21 protein-coding genes are annotated in these 19,509 nt (G+C 59.9%); 4 read left to right on the forward strand and 17 right to left on the reverse strand.

From position 1 onward, the window contains the following. Positions 1-8: 8 nt before the first annotated feature. The 11 genes from gmd to HGI30_RS18395 all read right to left on the reverse strand — a co-directional run bounded on the left by gmd (position 9) and on the right by HGI30_RS18395 (position 10,016). Positions 9-1,004 carry a GDP-mannose 4,6-dehydratase gene (gene gmd, locus HGI30_RS18345; RefSeq protein WP_168908881.1) on the reverse strand — a complete coding sequence of 332 codons (996 nt, stop codon included), beginning with the start codon at positions 1,002-1,004 and terminating at the stop codon, positions 9-11. Positions 1,005-1,075: 71 nt separating this feature from the next. Next, entirely contained in the window at positions 1,076-2,008 is a 933-nt protein-coding gene (locus tag HGI30_RS18350; protein WP_168908882.1) for a GDP-L-fucose synthase family protein, read from the reverse strand. Between the two features lie 33 nt (positions 2,009-2,041). Then, positions 2,042-2,689, reverse strand: coding sequence for a sugar transferase (locus HGI30_RS18355; RefSeq protein ID WP_168909960.1), 648 nt, complete (start codon positions 2,687-2,689; stop codon positions 2,042-2,044). Between the two features lie 102 nt (positions 2,690-2,791). Continuing rightward, positions 2,792-3,787, reverse strand: a complete 996-nt coding sequence (locus HGI30_RS18360; protein WP_168908883.1) for a polysaccharide pyruvyl transferase family protein — start codon at positions 3,785-3,787, stop codon at positions 2,792-2,794. A 5-nt stretch (positions 3,788-3,792) separates the two neighbouring features. Further along, on the reverse strand, positions 3,793-5,217 hold the full coding sequence (locus HGI30_RS18365; protein ID WP_168908884.1) for a lipopolysaccharide biosynthesis protein: 1,425 nt from the start codon (positions 5,215-5,217) through the stop codon (positions 3,793-3,795). Positions 5,218-5,315: 98 nt separating this feature from the next. After that, complete coding sequence (locus HGI30_RS18370) at positions 5,316-6,215, reverse strand: glycosyltransferase (RefSeq protein WP_168908885.1); 900 nt, start codon at positions 6,213-6,215, stop codon at positions 5,316-5,318. Between the two features lies 1 nt (position 6,216). Continuing rightward, positions 6,217-7,131: a UTP--glucose-1-phosphate uridylyltransferase GalU gene (gene galU / locus HGI30_RS18375; RefSeq protein ID WP_168908886.1), complete on the reverse strand. Its 915-nt coding sequence runs from the start codon at positions 7,129-7,131 to the stop codon at positions 6,217-6,219. Between the two features lie 92 nt (positions 7,132-7,223). Next, positions 7,224-7,922: a CpsD/CapB family tyrosine-protein kinase gene (locus HGI30_RS18380; protein ID WP_168908887.1), complete on the reverse strand. Its 699-nt coding sequence runs from the start codon at positions 7,920-7,922 to the stop codon at positions 7,224-7,226. After that, positions 7,903-8,676 (reverse strand): YveK family protein, encoded by a 774-nt coding sequence (locus tag HGI30_RS18385; RefSeq protein WP_235680182.1) that lies wholly within the window; start codon positions 8,674-8,676, stop codon positions 7,903-7,905. Before HGI30_RS18385 ends, HGI30_RS18380 begins: the two co-directional genes overlap by 20 nt. Before the next feature lie 125 nt (positions 8,677-8,801). Continuing rightward, complete coding sequence (locus HGI30_RS18390; protein ID WP_168908888.1) at positions 8,802-9,104, reverse strand: hypothetical protein; 303 nt, start codon at positions 9,102-9,104, stop codon at positions 8,802-8,804. 477 nt (positions 9,105-9,581) lie between these two features. Next, complete coding sequence (locus tag HGI30_RS18395; RefSeq protein ID WP_328805161.1) at positions 9,582-10,016, reverse strand: GtrA family protein; 435 nt, start codon at positions 10,014-10,016, stop codon at positions 9,582-9,584. A gap of 239 nt (positions 10,017-10,255) precedes the next feature. On the opposite strand from HGI30_RS18395, the gene HGI30_RS18400 reads away from it, so the two are divergent. The 4 genes from HGI30_RS18400 (at position 10,256) to HGI30_RS18415 (ending at position 13,709) form a co-directional block, all read left to right on the forward strand. Then, on the forward strand, positions 10,256-11,071 hold the full coding sequence (locus HGI30_RS18400; protein ID WP_328805288.1) for a phosphatidylinositol-specific phospholipase C/glycerophosphodiester phosphodiesterase family protein: 816 nt from the start codon (positions 10,256-10,258) through the stop codon (positions 11,069-11,071). A 382-nt stretch (positions 11,072-11,453) separates the two neighbouring features. Beyond that, positions 11,454-11,591, forward strand: a complete 138-nt coding sequence (locus HGI30_RS23610) for a hypothetical protein (RefSeq protein WP_328805162.1) — start codon at positions 11,454-11,456, stop codon at positions 11,589-11,591. 503 nt (positions 11,592-12,094) lie between these two features. After that, a complete protein-coding gene (locus HGI30_RS18410; protein WP_168908891.1) occupies positions 12,095-12,583 on the forward strand; it encodes a hypothetical protein in 489 nt (162 codons plus the stop codon). Between the two features lie 139 nt (positions 12,584-12,722). Continuing rightward, positions 12,723-13,709, forward strand: a complete 987-nt coding sequence (locus tag HGI30_RS18415; RefSeq protein ID WP_168908892.1) for a lipoate--protein ligase — start codon at positions 12,723-12,725, stop codon at positions 13,707-13,709. A gap of 251 nt (positions 13,710-13,960) precedes the next feature. Here the strand turns inward: HGI30_RS18415 and HGI30_RS18420 are convergent, their stop codons facing one another. The 6 genes from HGI30_RS18420 to HGI30_RS18445 form a co-directional block, all read right to left on the reverse strand. Then, positions 13,961-14,713, reverse strand: coding sequence for a MerR family transcriptional regulator (locus HGI30_RS18420; RefSeq protein ID WP_168908893.1), 753 nt, complete (start codon positions 14,711-14,713; stop codon positions 13,961-13,963). 194 nt (positions 14,714-14,907) lie between these two features. Beyond that, a complete protein-coding gene (locus HGI30_RS18425; protein WP_235680183.1) occupies positions 14,908-15,306 on the reverse strand; it encodes a DUF2500 domain-containing protein in 399 nt (132 codons plus the stop codon). A gap of 228 nt (positions 15,307-15,534) precedes the next feature. Beyond that, the gene (locus HGI30_RS18430; RefSeq protein WP_168908895.1) at positions 15,535-16,563 is read right to left on the reverse strand and encodes an ABC transporter ATP-binding protein; all 1,029 of its coding nucleotides are present in this window, start codon (positions 16,561-16,563) and stop codon (positions 15,535-15,537) included. Continuing rightward, positions 16,560-17,597 carry an ABC transporter ATP-binding protein gene (locus HGI30_RS18435; RefSeq protein WP_168908896.1) on the reverse strand — a complete coding sequence of 346 codons (1,038 nt, stop codon included), beginning with the start codon at positions 17,595-17,597 and terminating at the stop codon, positions 16,560-16,562. Before HGI30_RS18435 ends, HGI30_RS18430 begins: the two co-directional genes overlap by 4 nt. Next, complete coding sequence (locus tag HGI30_RS18440) at positions 17,564-18,535, reverse strand: ABC transporter permease (protein ID WP_168908897.1); 972 nt, start codon at positions 18,533-18,535, stop codon at positions 17,564-17,566. The genes HGI30_RS18435 and HGI30_RS18440 overlap by 34 nt, the downstream gene beginning before the upstream one ends. Beyond that, entirely contained in the window at positions 18,532-19,500 is a 969-nt protein-coding gene (locus HGI30_RS18445; protein WP_168908898.1) for an ABC transporter permease, read from the reverse strand. The genes HGI30_RS18440 and HGI30_RS18445 overlap by 4 nt, the downstream gene beginning before the upstream one ends. Positions 19,501-19,509 lie beyond the last annotated feature (9 nt).

The raw sequence follows: 19,509 nt of genomic DNA on the forward strand, positions 1-19,509 counted from the left end.
CCATGGCCCTAGGCGTTCGCGCTCATGGCGTGCAGGTAGGCGGCCTCGTGCCGGACGCGCTTCAGGTCCTCGTCGACCATCATCTTGACGAGCTGCTCGAAGCCGACCTCGAGCGTCCAGCCGAGCTTCTCCTTCGCCTTGGTGCAGTCGCCGAGCAGCAGGTCGACCTCCGCCGGGCGCTGGAACTCCGGATCGACGACGACGTAGTCGCGATAGTCGAGCCCGACGTGGGAGAACGCGACCTCCAGCAGCTCGCGCACCGTGTGCATCTCGCCGGTCGAGATGACGAAGTCGTCCGGCTCGTCCTGCTGCAGCATGAGCCACATCGCCTTGATGTAGTCCCCGGCGAAGCCCCAGTCGCGCAGCGCGTCGAGGTTGCCCATGCGCAGCTCCTTCTGCAGGCCCAGCTTGATGCGGGCGACGCCGTCGCTCACCTTGCGCGTCACGAACTCGACGCCGCGGCGCGGCGACTCGTGGTTGAACAGGATGCCGGAGCAGGCGAACATGCCGAAGCTCTCGCGGTAGTTGACCGTGATCCAGTGGCCGTATACTTTGGCCACGCCGTACGGGCTGCGCGGATAGAACGGCGTCGTCTCCTTCTGCGGCGTCTCGATGACCTTGCCGAACATCTCGCTGCTCGACGCCTGGTAGAAGCGCGCGGTCGGCTTGACGATGCGCACCGCCTCGAGCATGTTCGTCACGCTGATCGCCGTCAGATGGCCCGTCGCCAGCGGCTGCGGCCAGGATGCGGCTACGAACGACTGCGCCGCCAGGTTGTACACCTCGTCCGGATCGGAGACGCGCACCGCCTCGATCAGCGAGGCCAGGTCGGTCAGGTCGCCCGACACCCAGTTGATGCGGTGCTTGATGTGCTCCACGTTCTCGTAGTTCGGCGTGCTCGTGCGACGGCGCATGCCGTATACCTGATACCCTTGGCCGAGCAGGAACTCCGCCAGGTACGATCCGTCTTGACCGGTTACCCCTGTAATGAGCGCTTTTTTCATATGCCGCATCCCCCTATGGATGATTGATTTTGGTTGAAAAGCTGCGAGCCTCCGCTTTTCTGGTGCCGGAGCTACGCCAGCACCGCTTGCCGGTACCCGGCGTACACCTCGCGGATGCCGTCTTCGAGCGTCGTGGAGGCGCGCCAGCCGAGGCCGTTGATGCGGCTCGTATCGACGAGCTTGCGCGGCGTGCCGTCGGGACGGGAGGCGTCGAACGCCAGCCGGCCCTCGTAGCCGACGACGCGGGCGATCAGCTCGGCCAGCTCGCGGATCGCGATGTCCTCGCCGACGCCGATGTTGACGATGTCGCTGCCGTCATAGTGCTCCATCAGATAGAGGCAGGCGTCCGCCAGATCGTCCGCGTGCAGGAACTCGCGGCGCGGCGTGCCCGTGCCCCAGATGTCCACCTCGGGCGCGCCGGACTGCTTGGCCTCATGGATCTTGCGCAGCAGCGCCGGCAGCACGTGGCTCGTCTCCAGGTCGAAATTATCGTTCGGGCCGTACAGATTCGTCGGCATCGCGGAGATGAAGGTCGTGCCGTACTGGCGGTTGTACGCCTGGCACATCTTGATGCCGGCGATCTTGGCGATCGCGTAGGCTTCGTTCGTCGGCTCCAGGTCGCCGCGCAGCAGGCTCTCCTCCTGCAGCGGCTGCGGAGCCAGCTTCGGATAGATGCACGTCGAGCCGAGGAACAGCAGCTTCTTCGCGCCGTGCCGGCGGGCCGCGTCGATGACGTTCGTCTGGATGAGCAGGTTGTCGCGGATGAAGTCGCCGCAGTAGTCGTTGTTGGCCACGATGCCGCCGACCTTGGCGGCGGCGAGGAAGACGTACTCGATGCCCGCCGAGGCGAAGAACGCCTCGACCGCCCCCGCATCGCGCAGGTCGAGCTCGCGGCTCGTGCGGCCGATGAGCCGGGCATAGCCCCTGGACTCGAGTGTCCGCCAGATGGCCGAGCCCGCCAGGCCGCGATGGCCGGCGACGTAGATGGCCGATTGCTTGTCCATGTCCTTCACTCCTTGCTTCCGGTTAGATGCCGCTTAAAACGCGTCCTTGCTGCCGAGCAGCACCCGCACGGTCCGCAGCAGGATGCGCATGTCCATGCCGAGCGAGCGCTCGCGCACGTACCGCAGGTCGAGCTCGACCATCTGCTCGAACGTCAGGCTGCTGCGCCCGCTCACCTGCCACAGCCCGGTGCAGCCCGGCGTGACGTCGAGGCGCTGGCGGTCGTACGGCGTGTACTCCGCCACCTCGCGCGGCAGCGGCGGCCGCGGTCCGACGAGCGACATGCTGCCCTGCAGCACGTTGACCAGCTGCGGCAGCTCGTCGATGCTCGTCTTGCGGATGAAGCGGCCGACCCGCGTGATGCGCGGATCGTTCTTCATCTTGAACATCGCTCCCTGGACCTCGTTCTGCTCCAGCAGCTCCTTGAGCCGCTCCTCCGCGTTCGAGACCATCGAGCGGAACTTGTACATGCGGAACGGCTTGCCGTCCTTGCCGACGCGCGTCTGGTAGAAAAACACGCTGCCCTTCGGGTCCTCGAGCTTGATCAGCAGGCCGATCAGCACGAACACCGGACTGAGCAGCACGAGGCCGATCAGCGAGCAGACGACGTCGAGCGCCCGCTTCATGCCTTCGTACAAAGCGATCTGCCGCGCCTGCGCCGGACAGCTGCCTGCCGCCACCATTTCCTCGCTTCGGTCTGGATAAGCCAAGTGACCGCACCTCGCTTCCTTGGATTCGTTCGCCCGGCGGCCGTCCGCCGGTCCGTCCCCCGGCTCATCGCCCGGTCAATTCGCCTGCTCCGCCGCCGACAGCTCCGCTCCCGGCACGTCCCTCGTCCACGCCTGGTAGTAGCTCGTGTTCTTGCCGTAGGAGTTGTCGAGTAGCACGCTCGGCTTGTCCATCAGGCAGGCGAGGATATGGCCGTGCAGCCGCGAGGTGACGATGCTGCCGTAATTCCCGAACTCGCGGATCGCCTTGTCCACCAGAAACTGCGAATACCGGTACCAGATGCGCCGGAGCAGCCCCTGAGTCCCGGGAAGCCGGTAGAGCTTCATCATCAGCACCAGCGCCTTGCGCTCCGCCGCCGTGTAGAGGCTCGTCCAGTCCTTGGAATCGGTTCTGGCTCCGGAGGCAGCCTCCAGCTTCTCCTGCTCGGCGGTTTTCTCGATGTCCGTCCGCAGGAAGAACAGCGTGCCGGCCGCGTCCGCCGGACCGGGAGAGTCGATCGGATAGAGCTGATGGGCCATGTCCGGGGACATCTGGACTTTGACGTTCTTGAATTTCTTGCGCGCCATCTCGTAGCTGAGCGTGTCCCGGACGTACAGATGCAGGTCGGGATGCCGGTTGAAGATGGCGGCCGTACGGCCGAAGTTCAGCTCGCTCTTGTAAAAGATCGTCTGCGGCAGCATCACGATCCGGTTGCCCGGGTAGCGCTCCACGATGCTCTCGCGCAGCAGCTGATGCTTGGCGTACAGATCGCCGAAGTTGCCGCCGCCGTGCAGGACGAGGATGCAGCCGGTCGGCACGCTCAGCCGGTCCGGAAAGTCGAGCACGCTGTAGCGGGCCCTCACCCGGATGCCGTAGGCTTTGAAAAAGGCCTCGGTCCCCTTCATGATGAGGATGTCGCCGCCGTTGCTGTGGACCGGATAGTCGATGTAGATGATCTCCGAGCCCTTCGGGATGCTGCGGGTGATGAGCGCCAGCCTTTCCTTGAGCTGCTCCATCGGATGCAGGCCTGGTCGGCCCGCCGCGTGCGGCGATTCGATCTCGGTCTTGCCCATGCGTTTCATGCTCCCCCTTCGGCGGCGGGTGCCGCCTTTCTTCTTGCTTGGATTCGAGCCTTCAGGAACTTCAGATCCTCGCGGCCGGACAGGATGCCCCGGATCGGGACGCCGAACAGCAGCTTCATCGAGGCGATCGAGAACGCCATCCGGATGAACGCGCCGCCGAGCAGCGCGAGCGCCAGTCCCTCCAGGCCCCAGACCGGCACGAAGGCGAAGAACAGGCCGATCGTGGCGGCGAGCGCCACCAGCTGCCGCACGAGCACCATGCCCGGCCGGCCCGTCGCGTTGAACGCCGAGGCGAGGATCCAGGAGCCGCCGCCGACGATGCACTCGATCGACAGCAGGTAGAACGCGGCGGTCGAGCCGGCAAACTCAGGGCCGAACACGAGGCCGATCAGGCGGCCTCCGATCAGCATCCCAGGGACGACGGCGAGCGCCATGAGCGCCATCGACAGCCGGAATGCCCGGCTGACCGAAGCGATGACGACCTCCTTGCTCTCGCCTGTCACCTTCGGGAACACGACGCTCGTGATCGCGGTCTGCACGACGTTGAACATGCGGGAGAGCGCGTAGATGACGGAGTAGACGCCGAAGTCGCGCGGCGCAAGCAGCGCCAGAATGATCAGCTTGTCGAACTGGCCGTACAGCGTGCCGAGCAGGTCGGTGCCGTAGACGCGGCTGCCGTATCCGAGCATGGGGCCGGCGACGCGCCGGCTCCATGCCTGGCGCAGCGGCGCCCAGCCGAGCTCGTCCCGCATCGCGTACAGCGCCGCCGCGATGACCGCGCCGGTCGTCGCCAGATACACCGAGGCGGCGGCGGTCAGCGTCAGCGCGCCGGTCGCCCACAGCAGGACGAGTCCGGCGAGGTTGAGCAGCGGCACGTACAGCCGGATGCCGTTGTACACCCCGAACCTCGCGCGGCTCTGGGCGGCGGCGGCGATCAGATTGACCGCCAGCGCCATCGGCACGGCGAGCGCCGCATAGAACCGGGCCGCCGCGATCGCCTCGGCGCTGTAGCCGTCCATCCACTGCGGCAGCAGCATCCAGGCGAGCGTCCCGGTCAGCAGGCTGACGGGCAGCAGCAGCGAGAAGGCCAGCGCCGCCGCTTCCTTCAGCGCCGCTCCGCGCTTCACCTGATAGATGAGCGAGGTCGGCAGGCCGAAGCCGGTCACTCCGGCCAGGAAGGCCGGCCAGAACAGGATCGCCGCCAGCTCTCCCTTGCCCTCCGCGCCGAGCAGGCGGGCCGTCAGGATGGAGCTCAGCGTGCCGAGCAGCAGGATAAGCAGGTTGGCTCCGCTCGTGCGGGCGATCGTCGCCAGCGCGCCTTTGCCGCGCAGCGCGCCGGCCAGGCGGCCGATCCGGCCCCGCCGCCGGGACGGCGGCTGCGCCGGGAGCGCGATTTCCGGCCGGATCGGGTCCAGACTCATGAACGATTCTCCTTTATGACGATGATTAGAAATTATTCATAACGCGACCTTCGGGGTAGTAGGAACCATGCGCCTCATCCGCCCGGATCCGGGGGCGCTTACTTGAACCAGCCGAGCCGTCCGGCGATGTAGCCGCCGCTGTACTGGATGCGCCGCAGCTGCACCATCTGCTTTTGCGGATCGGGCAGCGACAGCAGCAGGAGCAGCGCCGAAGGGGCGATCTTGAGCGCCTGCTTCAGCATGTAGGCCGCTCCCCGGCCTCCGCGCGCGGCGTCGCTGATGCCTTGCCAGTACACCCGGCGGAGAAACCACTTGCGGCTGATGCGGCTGCGGTCGATCTTGTGGTCGACGGCCGCATGCGGCGTGTAATACACCGTGCTGCTCTGACGGATGCGGCCGATCAGCTCGCTCTCCTCGTTGGACAGCAGGCTGCTGCCGACGCGTCCGAGATCCTCGCGGAACGGCTCATGCTGCCGGAACAGCGACGCCCGGAAGGCGACATTGGCGCCGAACGGGATGCGCGGAGCTTCCATCTCGACGACGCGCGGCGCGTAGTCCAGCACCGTGTACAGCGTCTTGAACGCCTCCGGCAGCCAGGCCGGCTCGCCGCCCTCCCATACCGGATCGATGCGCCCGCCGACGCAGCCGATCGCCGGGTCCCGCTCGAACACGTCGACGATCGCGCCCATCCACCCCGGCCGCGCCACCGCGTCGTCGTCGAGGAACAGGATGTACTCGCCCCGCGCCTCGCGGATCGCGCGGTTGCGCGCCGCCGACAGGCCGAGCTTGTCCTCGCGGATGCAGCGCACCCGCTCCGGCCCGACGCCGGGGCGCTGCTGGATGGCTCGCACCGCCTCGGCGGTGCCATCGGTCGAGCGGTTGTCGATGACGAGCACCTCGTACTGCGCTTCGTCGACCTGCTGGGCCAGCACGCTGTTCACCGCTTCCGCCGTATCCTTGGCGCGATTGTGCGTGCAGATGGCAACGGTCACCTTCATGCTACTCGCCCCGTGCCGCCATGAGGCCCCGGCCAAGCTCCCGCTCGAGCATCTCGCTCATCTCCGCCAGCAGCGGATGACGCAGCTCCGGGTTGCGGATCGCGAACTCCAGCGACGTCAGGATGAAGCCGAGCTTTTCTCCGACGTCATAGCGGATGCCCTCGAAGTCGTAGGCGAATACGCCCTGGCTTTCGTTGAGCCGCTGAATCGCGTCGGTCAGCTGAATCTCCCCGCCGGCGCCGATCTCCTGACGGCCGAGGTAGTCGAAGATTTCCGGCGTCAGCACGTAGCGGCCCATGATGGCCAGGTTCGACGGAGCCTCGCCCGGAGCGGGCTTCTCGACGAAGCGGCTGACGCCGTGCAGACGGCTCTGCGGCACTTCGATATGGCCGATCGGATCGACGATGCCGTAGCGGTGCGTCTGGTCGACGCCGACCGTCTGCACGCCGATGACCGACTTGCCGGAGCGCTCGTACTGCTCGATGAGCTGACGGGTGCACGGCGTGTCCGACTGCACGATGTCGTCGCCGAGCAGCACGGCGAACGGCTCGTTACCGATGAAGTTGCGGGCGCACCAGACGGCATGGCCGAGTCCCTTCGCTTCCTTTTGACGTATGTAATGGATCTCGACGTTGGAGGAGCGGCGCACCTTCTCCAGAATGTCGAACTTGCCCTTCTCCTCCAGCGTATGCTCCAGCTCGAAGGCGATGTCGAAGTGATCCTCGATCGCCCGCTTGCCCTTGCCGGTGACGACGATGATGTCCTCGATGCCGGATTCGATCGCTTCCTCTACGATGTACTGGATGGTCGGCTTGTCGACGATCGGCAGCATTTCCTTCGGCATCGCCTTCGTCGCGGGCAAGAACCTCGTTCCGAGCCCTGCCGCAGGGATAATCGCTTTCCTTACTTTCTGCATGCCCCTCATCCCTTCTGTGAATCGGATTGGTGTTGCGCTCTCGGCCCGCCCTGCTCCGGTCCGGGCCGGTCCCGTCCGCGGACGATCCGGCTCTAGGCCTGCTGCTCGTCCCCGCCGTAGTAGTAATAGTAGTAGCCGCCTCCGCTTGAGCGGTCCACGTTGTTGAGCACGACGCCGAGCAGCCGCGAGCCCGCTTGCTCCAGCGCCGCCTTCGCTTTGCGGGCGACCTCGCTCTTGACCTTGCCGGAGTCGATGACGAGCAGCACGCCGTCGCATTTGCCCGCGACGATCTGCGCGTCGGTCACGGCCATGATCGGCGGCGTATCGATGACGATCCGGTCGTAGCTGTCCTTCGCCTGCTCCAGCAGCGAGGCCATCGCCTTGGAGCCGAGCATCTCCGACGGATTGGGCGGCGTCTGGCCGGCCGTCAGCACATCGAGTCCATCGACCGCCGTCTCCTGGATGCCTTGCGTCAGGCTGCATCGTCCTTGCAGCACCGACGTCAGTCCCGCGCGGTTCGACAAGCCGAAAATATGATGCTGCGAAGGCTTCCGCATGTCGGCATCGATCAGCAGCACCTTTTGTCCGGTCTGCGCAAACGTTACCGCCACATTGGCCGATGTCGTGCTTTTTCCTTCTCCGGCCCGGCATGAGGTCACCATGAGCAGGTCGACCGGTTCGTCGACGCCGGCATATTCGATGCCCGTCCGCAGCATGCGGTACGACTCGGAGATCGGCGATTTCGGATTGTTCTGGGCGATCAGGCTCCAGCTACGCGTCGAGCGTGACATTGTTTTTCCTCCCTACCCGGCTCGCGGTCGGCAGCGGTTGCTTGTCTCGATGCGTGCCGGCCGGCGGCAGCGCCTCGCTGTCCTTGAATTTCGGGATGACCGTCAGCACCGGAAGTCCCAGCACCTCCGCGACATCCTCCTCGGTCTTGATCGTATCGTCCAGGTACTCCAGCAGGAATGCCAGACCCAGCGCCGCCAGCAGCGAGAGCGCCAGCGCCATCGCGATGTTGAGCTTCGCGTTCGGAGCGACCGGAGCGGCTGACGCTTGCGGGTCCGCCTGGTTCAGGATGGAGACGTTGTCCACCTGCAGCAGCTTCGGAATCTCGTTGGAGAAGACGACGGAAACCGCATTGACGATGCGCGCCGCGCTCTCGTAGCTGCCGTCCCTAGCCGTGACCGACATGACCTGGGTGTCGTTGACGGAGCTGACGGTCACCTTGCCGGCCAGCTCGCCGGCCGTCTGGTTCAGCTGCGGGTACTCCTCGGCGACGATCTGCATGATGCGCGGCGTCTTGATGATTTCCTTGTAGGTTTTGATGAGCTGGATGTTGCTGTTGATGAGGTTGAGATCAAGGCTGGACATCAGTCCTCCGCCATCCTTCACCTGGCCGACGAGCAGCTTGGCCGAGGCTTCGTACTGCGGCTTCGCGTACCAGTAGGAGTACGTCGCTGCGAGCGAGCCGCTGATGACGACGATCGCCGCGATCATCCAGAGCCGCTTGCGGATGATGAACAAGTAGTGATTGAGTTCCAAGATGTCCCCTCCAAATGAGAATTCTTAACGAGTTATTAGAGAGCTTTAATTATTCGAATCGAGAACTTTCATGGAAAAAAAATAGCATCCATCGGATTCTTCTCCTTTGTCTGCTCTAGCTTCGATTATCGACGATCGGCCGCCGCTCTCTGCAGAAACGTCTCGACGCTGCCTCCGCCCAGCACATGCTCCATCAGCTGATCGGCACCTTCGGCGATGCCGCGCTCGCGCAGCAACCCGGTCAGCAGCAGGGCCGCATCCGCAGGCAAGCCCGCGCCGGCCGGAGCGGCCGCCGGCTTCGCTCGATCCGCCGTCGCCGGTCCGTCTGCCGCCAGCATCTCGTCCTGCGCCAGTCGATCCAAAAAAAGGCGAAGCCTCTCCCTCTTCGCTGCCATCGACCGGTCTTCCGCCTGCTTTTGAAGCGCCATATCGGTTCCTCCTGAATCATCAGACTTCTCGTGGATCAGACACCAGCCGTCAGAAGCCGCCTCGCTCTAGGGACAAGCATCCGACACTCCGGAGCTTGTTGGTAACGATTATGACACAGATAGTAGCAAAGGCATGAGGGAAGAAAGGCGCGTTTCGGATTAGTCTTTCTTATTCATTTTCAAGTCCTATTTTCAAGCTTTGCTTCCTGCATCACCTCCACGCCAAGCATGAATTTTCAGAAATGTTTCCGCTTTCAGATCCATGTATGCGCTCCCTTTCCTTTTCCTAGAAAACGCTTGCTTCGTTTTCTCCAATGACTTCCGGCTCATGACCCGGGAAACGCGAAAAAGACTGGAAATCCCGTATGGCAAGCGGGTATTCCAGTCTTCCTGGTTTGCTGTCGAGCTGACATGGTCCTGCCGGGCCGACTAGAGCCCAAGGACTTGCGAATCAGATGATCCTCCGAAATTCCCGGTTCAGCTCTGCTCCGAATTCGTTTCGACAAGTTTCGCGACTTTGGTCACCTCCGCCGATGCCCCGGATTCTCGGAATACCCAGAGCCGATTCAAAATGAATCCGATTCCAGTCGCGATTACGATCGAGATCGCTTTGCCGATCAGCGCGTTCCAGCCGAGCCATTCCTCGCAAACGACCAGAATCGCGGTCGATAATCCGAACATGAGGCCGTTTACGGCGAGAAATTTCAGTAGTTCCGCTTTGTCGGCCCGGCCTCTGCGACCAAAGGTCCAGGTGCGGTTGACCAAATAGCTGTTGATGGTCCCGCAAGCGAAGCTTGCCGTCTGGGCCAGCAGGTAATTGACGCCGAGCAGCGCGTGCAGCAAGACGAACACGCCGTAATCGACCAGCGTGTTCATGACGCCGGTCAAGCCGTATTTGACTAAAGTTCCCATGGCTCTTTATTCTTTCCTTCCTTGCCTCGAGCGGCGCGGTCTGCCTCCACCGTAATGCAACGCGAGGGCCCTCGTCAAGGATTGCAAGAGAATAGTGAGATTGGTCTTATCCTATAATAAACTAACTACAATAATTTAGAACGAGGTTAAACCCGACTATGACCATTAGATTGAATCAGCCTTTGTCTTTAGGTGGGCTTGTAATATTTTTTTTATCAATGATGACGAACAACGTGTCTATGGAAAACTCTCCCTATATAGCGACCTCTAGTTGGACAAATCACTTCTTAATCGCTCATGCAGCTGGTTCAGTTGACCATCAAAGCTTCACCAATTCACGCGAAGCGTTTGAACAAAATTATAATCAAGGCTACCGCGTCTTCGAGGTCGACTTGCAGCTGACGACGGACGGCTACCTGCTCAGCCGCCACGACTGGGGCAACTACCTGTACGACCGGTTCAAGCAGGTCATTCCCCGCGAGCAGATGGACCGCCCGGCTCCGCTGGAGCTCGTCCTCTCCTTGCCGATCTACGGCCGCTATCATGCGATGAGCTTCGAGCAGATCGCCGAGCTGCTGCAAAACTATCCCGACATCTGGGTCGTCACCGACACAAAAGGAACGAGCGAGCATGAAGTCCGCCAGCAGTTCGAGGCGATGCTGCGAGCCGCTGCCGGCAAGGAAGGCGTGCTGGACCGCGTCGTCCCGCAGCTGTACAGCCGCGACATGCTTCGCTGGGTGGAAAGCGTCCACTCTTTTCCTTCCTATATATATACGCTGTATCAATCGCAGGACACCGACCAGCAGGTGCTCGACTTCGTTCGGGCCGAGCCGAAGATCGACGCCATTGCAATCGTCCAGGACCGCGCTATGAAGTCCGCTTCGTTGATCGCCAGGCTCGAGTCGTTGCGCGTGCCGGTCTATGCGCATACCGTCAACGATCCGACGGCCATCCGCGACTTGGCGGCGATCGGCGTTGATGGCGTCTACAGCGATTCGATGACCTACGAGCGCTTGGAGCAATCTCGAATTCGGCTGCCAAAAAGAAATTCTTGATGCGGACGGATCGAAGGCAGGAATGGAGCTTTGAATCCAGAAACCTTGTAGAAAGAAATTCGTATCAGAGGTTGCAACTGTTGTCAAGTTTGATTATACTTACTTTACGAAAGAAACGAATTGCATGCTATTCATACTTGCAACTTCCGCAATCCTTGCCGTTGTAACCATTTCATAACGCTTTTTTAAGAATCTCTTAATCTTGCTTGGGTACAATAAGAACAACCAAGAACGACAAGGAAAGACCGATAAAGCTTGACCAACTCGAAAAGAATTGGAGTGAAGAGACATGAGAACGCTCATTTCCTTTCAAAACAAAAAAATTCCCGTTTATGTAACGGAACAAAACAATAAAAAAGCGTTGGATAAACTGGGCGAAGTCATGAACCGCAAGCTATTCACCGGCAAAAACTCGCTCAAGAACAGCCTTCGCTCGCTCATCAGCGTGGAGATTACCGGCAGCGAAGCGACGCTGCATACGTACAACGAAAAGGATACGTTGACGATCTCTCTTTACTAGTACATTGGTACAAGAGTAAAGACAGAAATTAAAAACATTTTTAGAAAAATAACCAGTCGCCATGAGTTATCTGGCGACTGGTTATTTATTTTTAACTTTTAGTTTTTAATTTACATTCTTTTATACCGTTGCGTTCACATGTGAATTGATATTTTGACATTACTAGTTATTTTATTTGTGGTTCTATATACCTAAAGTTTAGAATCAGCAAAAATAAACAACCTTTTTTTTAAAACCATACTTATATGGTATTTAATCATTATAAATTTATAATAGTTATTTAACTAATAGAAAATTACCTAATTTTACTATATAACACCTGTTAAATTAGTAAATATATTTAAATTACATATTATCAAAATAAAAGTATTAAACTTAATCTAGTATAAAATTTATATAAATATATAATTTGTATAAATGTAAAATGAGTCCAATTTACTATGTATTAAATGAGATAATATGTTATAATAGAACCTGTTAAATAAATTAATTGGAGGTATAGAATGAAAAAAATCACTCTTCTACTCTCATCGACCCTCGTTGCTTCTTCACTATTTACTGGAAGTTATGTCAGTTCGGCTTATCCGTCTATTACAACTACTGAGACTTCTCTGTCTTCCTTTACAGCTTCTGAAACGCGACTGTCCTCCTTTTTACTAGTTAAACCTCCTGTAATTTCTCCACAAGCTCTACTTTTAGGCGAAACAAAAACCTTTGATGGTCAAGGTTCTTCAGGATTTATCTTTAACAAAGCAAGTTCCAAGGTACGAATCTATGTAAAGAATTGGTCCAGTAAGCCAGTTGATTTAAAACTGATTAGTCCTCAAGGTTATAATTGGCTTGATCGACGATTGACAACTTCAGGAGATGGAAGCAAAATAGAAACAACTGTCGATTGGGGTACCGCTCAAAACGGGAATTGGTCATTTACCTATGTCACTACGGATGGAAGTCAAGGGAAAATTGAATTGGCTGTTCGTGATGATGTTTAATCTAGCTTTAAAAATTGAGATCCTTGCTAAAAGCAGGGGTCTTTTTTTCTTCATATTGATAATATGGTTTTGAGCTGGCTTAAGATATGATACATTGTTTTCATCGCAAGCATCCTTATTCGATGGAGGAGAAGCCGCCATGCTGTTCGTCTCGAACCGGGACATGCACGATCCGTCCCTCAACCTCGCCTTGGAGGAGTACATCCTGCGCCATCTTCCCGCCGACAACGACTACCTCCTGTTCTATATCAACGAGCCGTCCATCATCATCGGCAAAAACCAGAACACGCTCGAGGAGATCAACGAGGAATACGTCAAGGAGCAGGGCCTCCATGTCGTACGCCGCCTCTCCGGCGGAGGGGCCGTCTACCACGATCACGGCAACCTCAATTACAGCTTCATCACGAAGGACGACGGCGAGTCGTTCCGCAACTACCGCAAGTTCACCGCTCCGGTGATCGACGCGCTGCGCTCGATGGGCGTCGAGGCCGAGCTGAGCGGGCGCAACGACATCCAGGTCGGCGAGCGCAAAATATCCGGCAACGCCCAGTTTGCGACGCGCGGTCGCATGTATACGCACGGCACGCTGCTGTTCCAGTCCGACATCTCCCATGTCGCCTCCGCGCTCAAGGTCAATCCGGAAAAGTTCAAGTCGAAGTCGACCAAGTCGGTCCGCAGCCGCGTCGCCAACATTTCCGAATTCCTGCAGGAGCCGATGACGGTCGAGCAGTTCCGCTCCCGTCTGCTGACGGCGCTCTACGAGGGACGCACCGTGGAAGCGTACGAGCTGACCGACGCCGACTGGGAAGGCGTGCGCAAGCTCGCCGACGAGCGCTACCGCAACTGGGACTGGAACTACGGCCGCTCGCCGGCGTTCAACATGCGGCAGGTCAAGCGGCTGTCCGCCGGCACGTACGATGTCCGGCTCAATGTCGCCGCCGGGCGCATCGAGCAAGCCTCCATCTACGGCGACTTTTTCGGCACCGCCGAGGTCGCCGAGCTCGAGGAGCTGCTGGCCGGCATCCGCTATGAGCCGGAGGCGGTCCGCGAAGCGCTCGAGGGCGTAGAGCTCACTCCCTATCTTGGCCCGGTCGAGCCGGACGAATTCCTGCAGCTGCTGTTCTGACGAGGCTGCGGGCATGCAACGCCTGATTGAGCAGGCTGCAGCTCCTCTCCTGCAGGCGCCCAGCCTGCACCGCTGCTCCGGGAGAACGCTCGCCGGCCTTCTCCGGCTTCAACTCTTTCCCGCGAGCCATTTTCTCCACCCCAGCAAAGGAAGCTCCCGCCTAGGTTGGCGGGAGCTTTTTTCGATGCTCGGCTTTCTGTCCGACTGCCTCATCCCGACTGCTTCATTCCGAGAGCTTCATTCCGAGAGCTTCATTCCGACGGCTTCGCGACCGCCTCGGCCGCAGCCGCCAGGTAGTAGCTGAGCCCGGCCTGCTTGCCTTCCAGCAGCTGCCGGTGGAACGGGTCCTCCCGGAAGAAGACGCTCTGCTCCACGAAGGACTGAGGCGTCACGGCATGGCCATGCGCCTGCATGAACAAGATATGCTGCCGGACCGCTCCGGTCGCCGCTTCCCCGTCATGCCGCTCTCCGCTCCGCAGCAGGTCCGCCAACGTTTCGGTAAACTGCGCGGACTCCTCCGCCTGCTCGTTCAAGCTTCCGACGTCGAGCGGAAGCTCGGTCCCCAGATCATGGCCGTACTGCTCCTGGACGTACTCGCGCTGCTGCCGCATCGCTTCCTTCCATTGCTCTTCGTCCTTAAATCCTTCAAATTGATCCACGCTCATCTTGATCTCCTCTCCTTTTCTCGCGGCCTGAATCGCTCCCTCAAGCGTTCGCAGCATCCGTTTCCACCGGTCGATGCGCTCCACCGTCCTCCCGTGCTGGTCCTCCAGCAAACAAAGCGTATTCGGCTCCTGATCCAGAAGCTGCTTGATCTGCTCCAGCGTGAACTCCAGCTCGCGGTAGAACAAAATATGCCGCAGGCGAAGCATCTCCTCCGGTCCGTAAAAACGGTATCCCGCCTCGCTCACTTCGGCCGGCGGCAGCAGGCCGATCCGATGGTAATAATGAAGCGTCTTGACCGTGACGCCGCCCGCTTCCGCCATCTCGCTCACTCCAAGCATGCTCGCTCCTCCTTCCTTAGCTAACGATACACCCTCCTCTTGCAGGAGAGTCAACCCCGGCGGCCTTAAAAAAACGAGTACGCCAAACACCGGATTTCCTCGAAGGAAATCCGGTTCTATCCGGTGCGAGCGGCACGACCGCTCCCGGGTCTGGACAGGCTTCGGCTTCATCGCTTCGTCCCGACGATATCAATTCAGCCGAATTGGATGACGCGATTGTTGTCGCGCTCGAAGCCTTGGAAGCGGCTGCCGCGAAACGTCAGCTTGCCGACATCGCCTTCGGCCAGCTGGCCGTAATCCCGCCCGCTGACCGTAAACTCCAGCCGGTCTCCGCTTTCCACTTGGAACGTCGCGTAATAATCCGTGCGCGTCTGCTGCTGCCCTTCCTCATAGGGTTGCTGGCTGCGCACGCGCGAGCGCTTGCTTACGACCGCGGCCTTGACCGAGAGCAGCGGCTGGGCGCTGCTTCGGCTCCAGCTGGCGTACGAGCGGATCAGCCCCGCTCCGATGATGACCGCGATGACCGCGATCAAGATCGTCAAGCTCGTTCCCGCCGCCGTGAAGATCGAATCGATGCCCGAATCGGTTCCCAATCCCGTTCCCTCCCCGATGACTGACCTTAGGCTCCTTAGTCCCATTTTATGTCGGCGCGGGAAGCTTATTCGGGGGGATTGGCCGGACTCGTCCTTCTTCGCGCCGGCCCGGCTCCGCTGCCACCAAAAAAGCCGTCCCGCCCATGCCGGCGAAGCCGGCTTGGCGGAACAGCTTCTTAAACGGTCGGCCCAGGCCGAGGGTCGACCGCCAGCTTGCCTTTGATCGGCTCAGCCGAGCGTTTTGGCCGCCAGCCTTGCCAACGCTCCATCCTCGACGAGCGGGAAATGGCAGGCGACTTGGCGGCCCGGCAGCACTTCCGCAAGCAGCGGCTCCTCCGCCTTGCAGCGGTCTTGCGCCATCGGACAACGCGGATGGAAGCGGCAGCCGCTCGGCGGGTTGGCCGGAGACGGCACGTCGCCCTTGAGGATGATGCGCTCGCGCTTGAGCGCCGGGTTCGGACGTGGAATCGAGGAGAGCAGCGCCGCCGTGTACGGGTGAAGCGGCTTGTTGTACAGCTCCTCCGTAGGGCCGACCTCAGCCATCTTGCCCAGGTACATGACCCCGACGCGGTCGGAGATGTGGCGGACGACGTTCAGGCCGTGGGCGATGAACAGGAACGTCAGGCCGAGCTCCTTTTGCAGGCGGGCCAGCAGATTGAGCACCTGCGACTGGACGGATACGTCCAGCGCGCTTACCGCCTCATCCGCGACGATGAACTTCGGACTCAGCGCGATCGAGCGCGCGATGCCGACGCGCTGCCGCTGGCCGCCGGAGAACTCATGCGGATAGCGGTTGCGGCGGGAGGCGTCGAGGCCGACGAGCTCCATCAGCTCGACGACGCGGGCGTCGATCTGCGCGGGCGTCATGTTCGTATGCACCTTGAGCGGCTCGCCGATGATGTCGCTGACCAGGAAGCGCGGATTCAAGGAACCGAACGGATCCTGGAAGATGATCTGCAGATCCTGGCGCAGGTCGCGCAGCTTCGAGCTGCCGAGCGCATGGATATTCTGGCCGTTGTAGATGACTTCGCCATCCGTCGCGCTCTGCAGCCTCAGGATGACTCGTCCGAGCGTTGATTTGCCGCAGCCGGACTCGCCGACGAGGCCGAACGTCTCTCCCTTTTTGATTTCCAGGGAAATATCGTCGACAGCCTTCACTTGGCCGACGACGCGGCTGAGCAGCCCTTTTTTGATCGGGAAGTATTTCTTGATGTGCTTGATCTCGATGAGCGTCTCGTTCGACAGCTGCTTGCTCATACCCTTACCTCCCCGTGCTCGATCGCTGCTCTCGCCGGCGACACCTTCGACTCGGCGGCATGCTCCTCGAACAGCCAGCAAGCGGCCTTATGGTCCGGTCCCAGCTGGAAGAAGCCCGGCTCCTGCTTGCGGCAGATATCCATCGCATGCTCGCAGCGCGGATGGAAGCGGCAGCCGGTCGGCAGCTGGTTGATGCGCGGAATCGTGCCTTTGATCGTGTACAGGTCGTTGCCGTCGTTCGCCTCGAAGCCGGGGATGGATTTCAGCAGACCCACGGTGTAGGGGTGGCTGGGCTGGGCGAAGATTTCTTCGACCGAGCCTTCCTCCATGATGCCGCCGGCGTACATGACGACGATGCGGTCGGCGACTTCCGCCGCGACGCCCATGTCGTGGGTGATGAGGATGATGGCCATGCCGGTTTCCCGCTGCAGGTTCTGAAGCAGGTCCAGAATCTGCGCCTGCACCGTCACGTCGAGCGCGGTCGTCGGCTCGTCGGCGATGAGCAGCTGCGGCCGGCACGCCAGGGCGATCGCGATGACGACACGCTGGCACATGCCGCCCGACAGCTCATGCGGGTACTGCTTCGCGCGGACTTCCGGGGACGGAATTCCGACCTGGCGCAGCAGCTCCACCGCTTCCTTCATCGCGTCCTTGTCGGATTTGTTCTGGTGAAGGCGCAGGCTCTCGGCGATCTGGTCGCCGACCGTGAACACCGGATTGAGCGCGCTCATCGGATCCTGGAAGATCATCGCGATCTGATTGCCGCGAATATGGCGCATCTCCTCCTGCTCCTTCGCCGGCAGCGATTCGCCGTTGAAGGAGATGTCGCCCTCGAGAATCGCGCCGCCGGCGTAGTCGATCAAGCGCATGATGGCGAGGGAAGTGACGCTTTTGCCGCTTCCGCTCTCACCGACGATGCACAGCGTCTTTCCCTCTTCCACGTTGAAGGAGATGCGGTCGGTCGCTTTCACGATCTCCTTGTTCACGAGGAAGCCGGCACTCATTTCGTTGACTTCGAGAATTTTGCGCGCCATTGATCCAGCCTCCTTGGAGAAAGTTGTGCTTTTTGACGGGGGTCCATCGCATCACGAATGCCGTCGCCGATGAAGTTCACGGCCAGAACGACGACTAGAATGCAGACTCCGGGATAGACGCCTTGCATCGGATCCAGCAGCATGAATTCCTGAGCGTTGCTGAGCATCAGCCCCCAGCTGGTAGCCGGAGATTGAATACCGAGCCCAAGATAGGAGAGGGCGGATTCAGCCAGAATCGCACCGCCGACCATGAGCGTGGCGTTCACAATAATTGGGAACGTAGAGTTGCGAAGCAAATGGCGGAAGATGATGCCCCAGCTGCTGACGCCCATAGACTTGGCGGCCTCGACGTATTGCATCTCGCGCAGCTGCAGGAAGTTGCCGCGGACGAGCCGCGCTACGCCCATCCAGCTCGTGAACGACAGGATCATGATCATCAGCATGAAGTTCGTGCCGAAGATGGCTCCGATCAGGATGTTCAGGAACAGCGTCGGAACGGAGTACATGACGTCGACGATGCGCATGAAAATGATGTCGGTCCAACCGCCGAAGTAGCCGGAGATTGCACCGATAAAAGAGCCGATCGTAACCGCTACAGCTGCTACGGCAAAGCCGATCGCCAGCGAGATGCGTCCGCTGAAAATGATCCGCGAGAAGATGTCGCGTCCCAGCTCGTCCGTGCCGAGCACATGGTCGCCGGTGAATGGCCGCAAGTTGGCGCTCAGCAGGTCTTGCCGAGCTGGATCATAAGGTGCTATCCATGGTGCCGCAATGGCTCCTACAATAAACAATAGCAGAACGACAAGCCCGCTCATCGCGAACGGATTACGCTTGAACTTGTTCCAAGCCATCCGCCAAGGCCCGAGCGGCTTGTCAGACAAAGGAGAGGGACTGGCTGGAGCTTCTGTATTGGAAGCAGACTGCAGTTGGGCGCTCATGCGGCCTTCCCTCCTTTGTTCAGCTGGACGCGAGGATCTACAGCTGCATACAAAATATCCGCAATCAGGTTGCCGATGACAACGAATACCGCACCAAGCAAAGTGATGGCCATCAAGACCGAATATTCACGTCCATTCGCCATATCCACGAACAGTCGCCCCATGCCCGGCCAGTTAAATACGGCTTCCGTCAAGGCGGCGCCCCCGACCAGCATCGGCAAATCGAGGCCCACAAGCGTAATAAGCGGGATCATCGCGTTACGCAGCGCGTGACGGAAAACGACTTTATTCTCTCCTACGCCCTTGGCACGGGCCGTGCGGATATAGTCCTGCTGCAGCACCTCCAGCATGCTGGAGCGGGAGTACTTTAAATAACCTGCCAAGGAACCAAGCGTCAACACGGATACTGGCAGCACCATATGCATCAGCAGATCGGGAATGTTTCCTTCTTTTCCGATCGTATACATGTCCGATAGCGGCAGCAAGTCCAGTTTGATGGAAATATAGCTCTGCAGGATGATACCGAACCAGAACGTCGGCATCGCGAAGCCGACATAGGAGATGAAGGAAGCGCTCTGGTCGGACAGGCCGTACTCTTTCGTACTATTATAAATGCCCCACGGGATGGCGATCAACAGCGTGAGGATCCAAGTGGCGCTCATCAGAATGACGGAATTCTTGACCGTCGGCCATAGGATATCCCCGACGGGAATGTTGTTCTTGAACGTCGAGCCGAGATCGCCGGTCAGGATGTTGCCGAGCCAGCGGAAATATTGCTGCGGCAGCGGGTCGTTGAGGCCGAGCTGCTCCGCCCGGATCTGGCCTGCTTCGGGTGACAGCCCGGGAGAGAGGAAGATCTGGGTTGGGCCTCCAGGCGCTGCGTGGATCAAGCCAAAGGTGAAGATGGTGATAAGAAAGAGCACGACGACAGATTGCAGCGTCCGCCGAATCAGATACTCGCCCATAAGTGGATC

It is taken from the genome of Paenibacillus albicereus (assembly GCF_012676905.1).
GTDB lineage: Bacteria > Bacillota > Bacilli > Paenibacillales > Paenibacillaceae > Paenibacillus_O > Paenibacillus_O albicereus.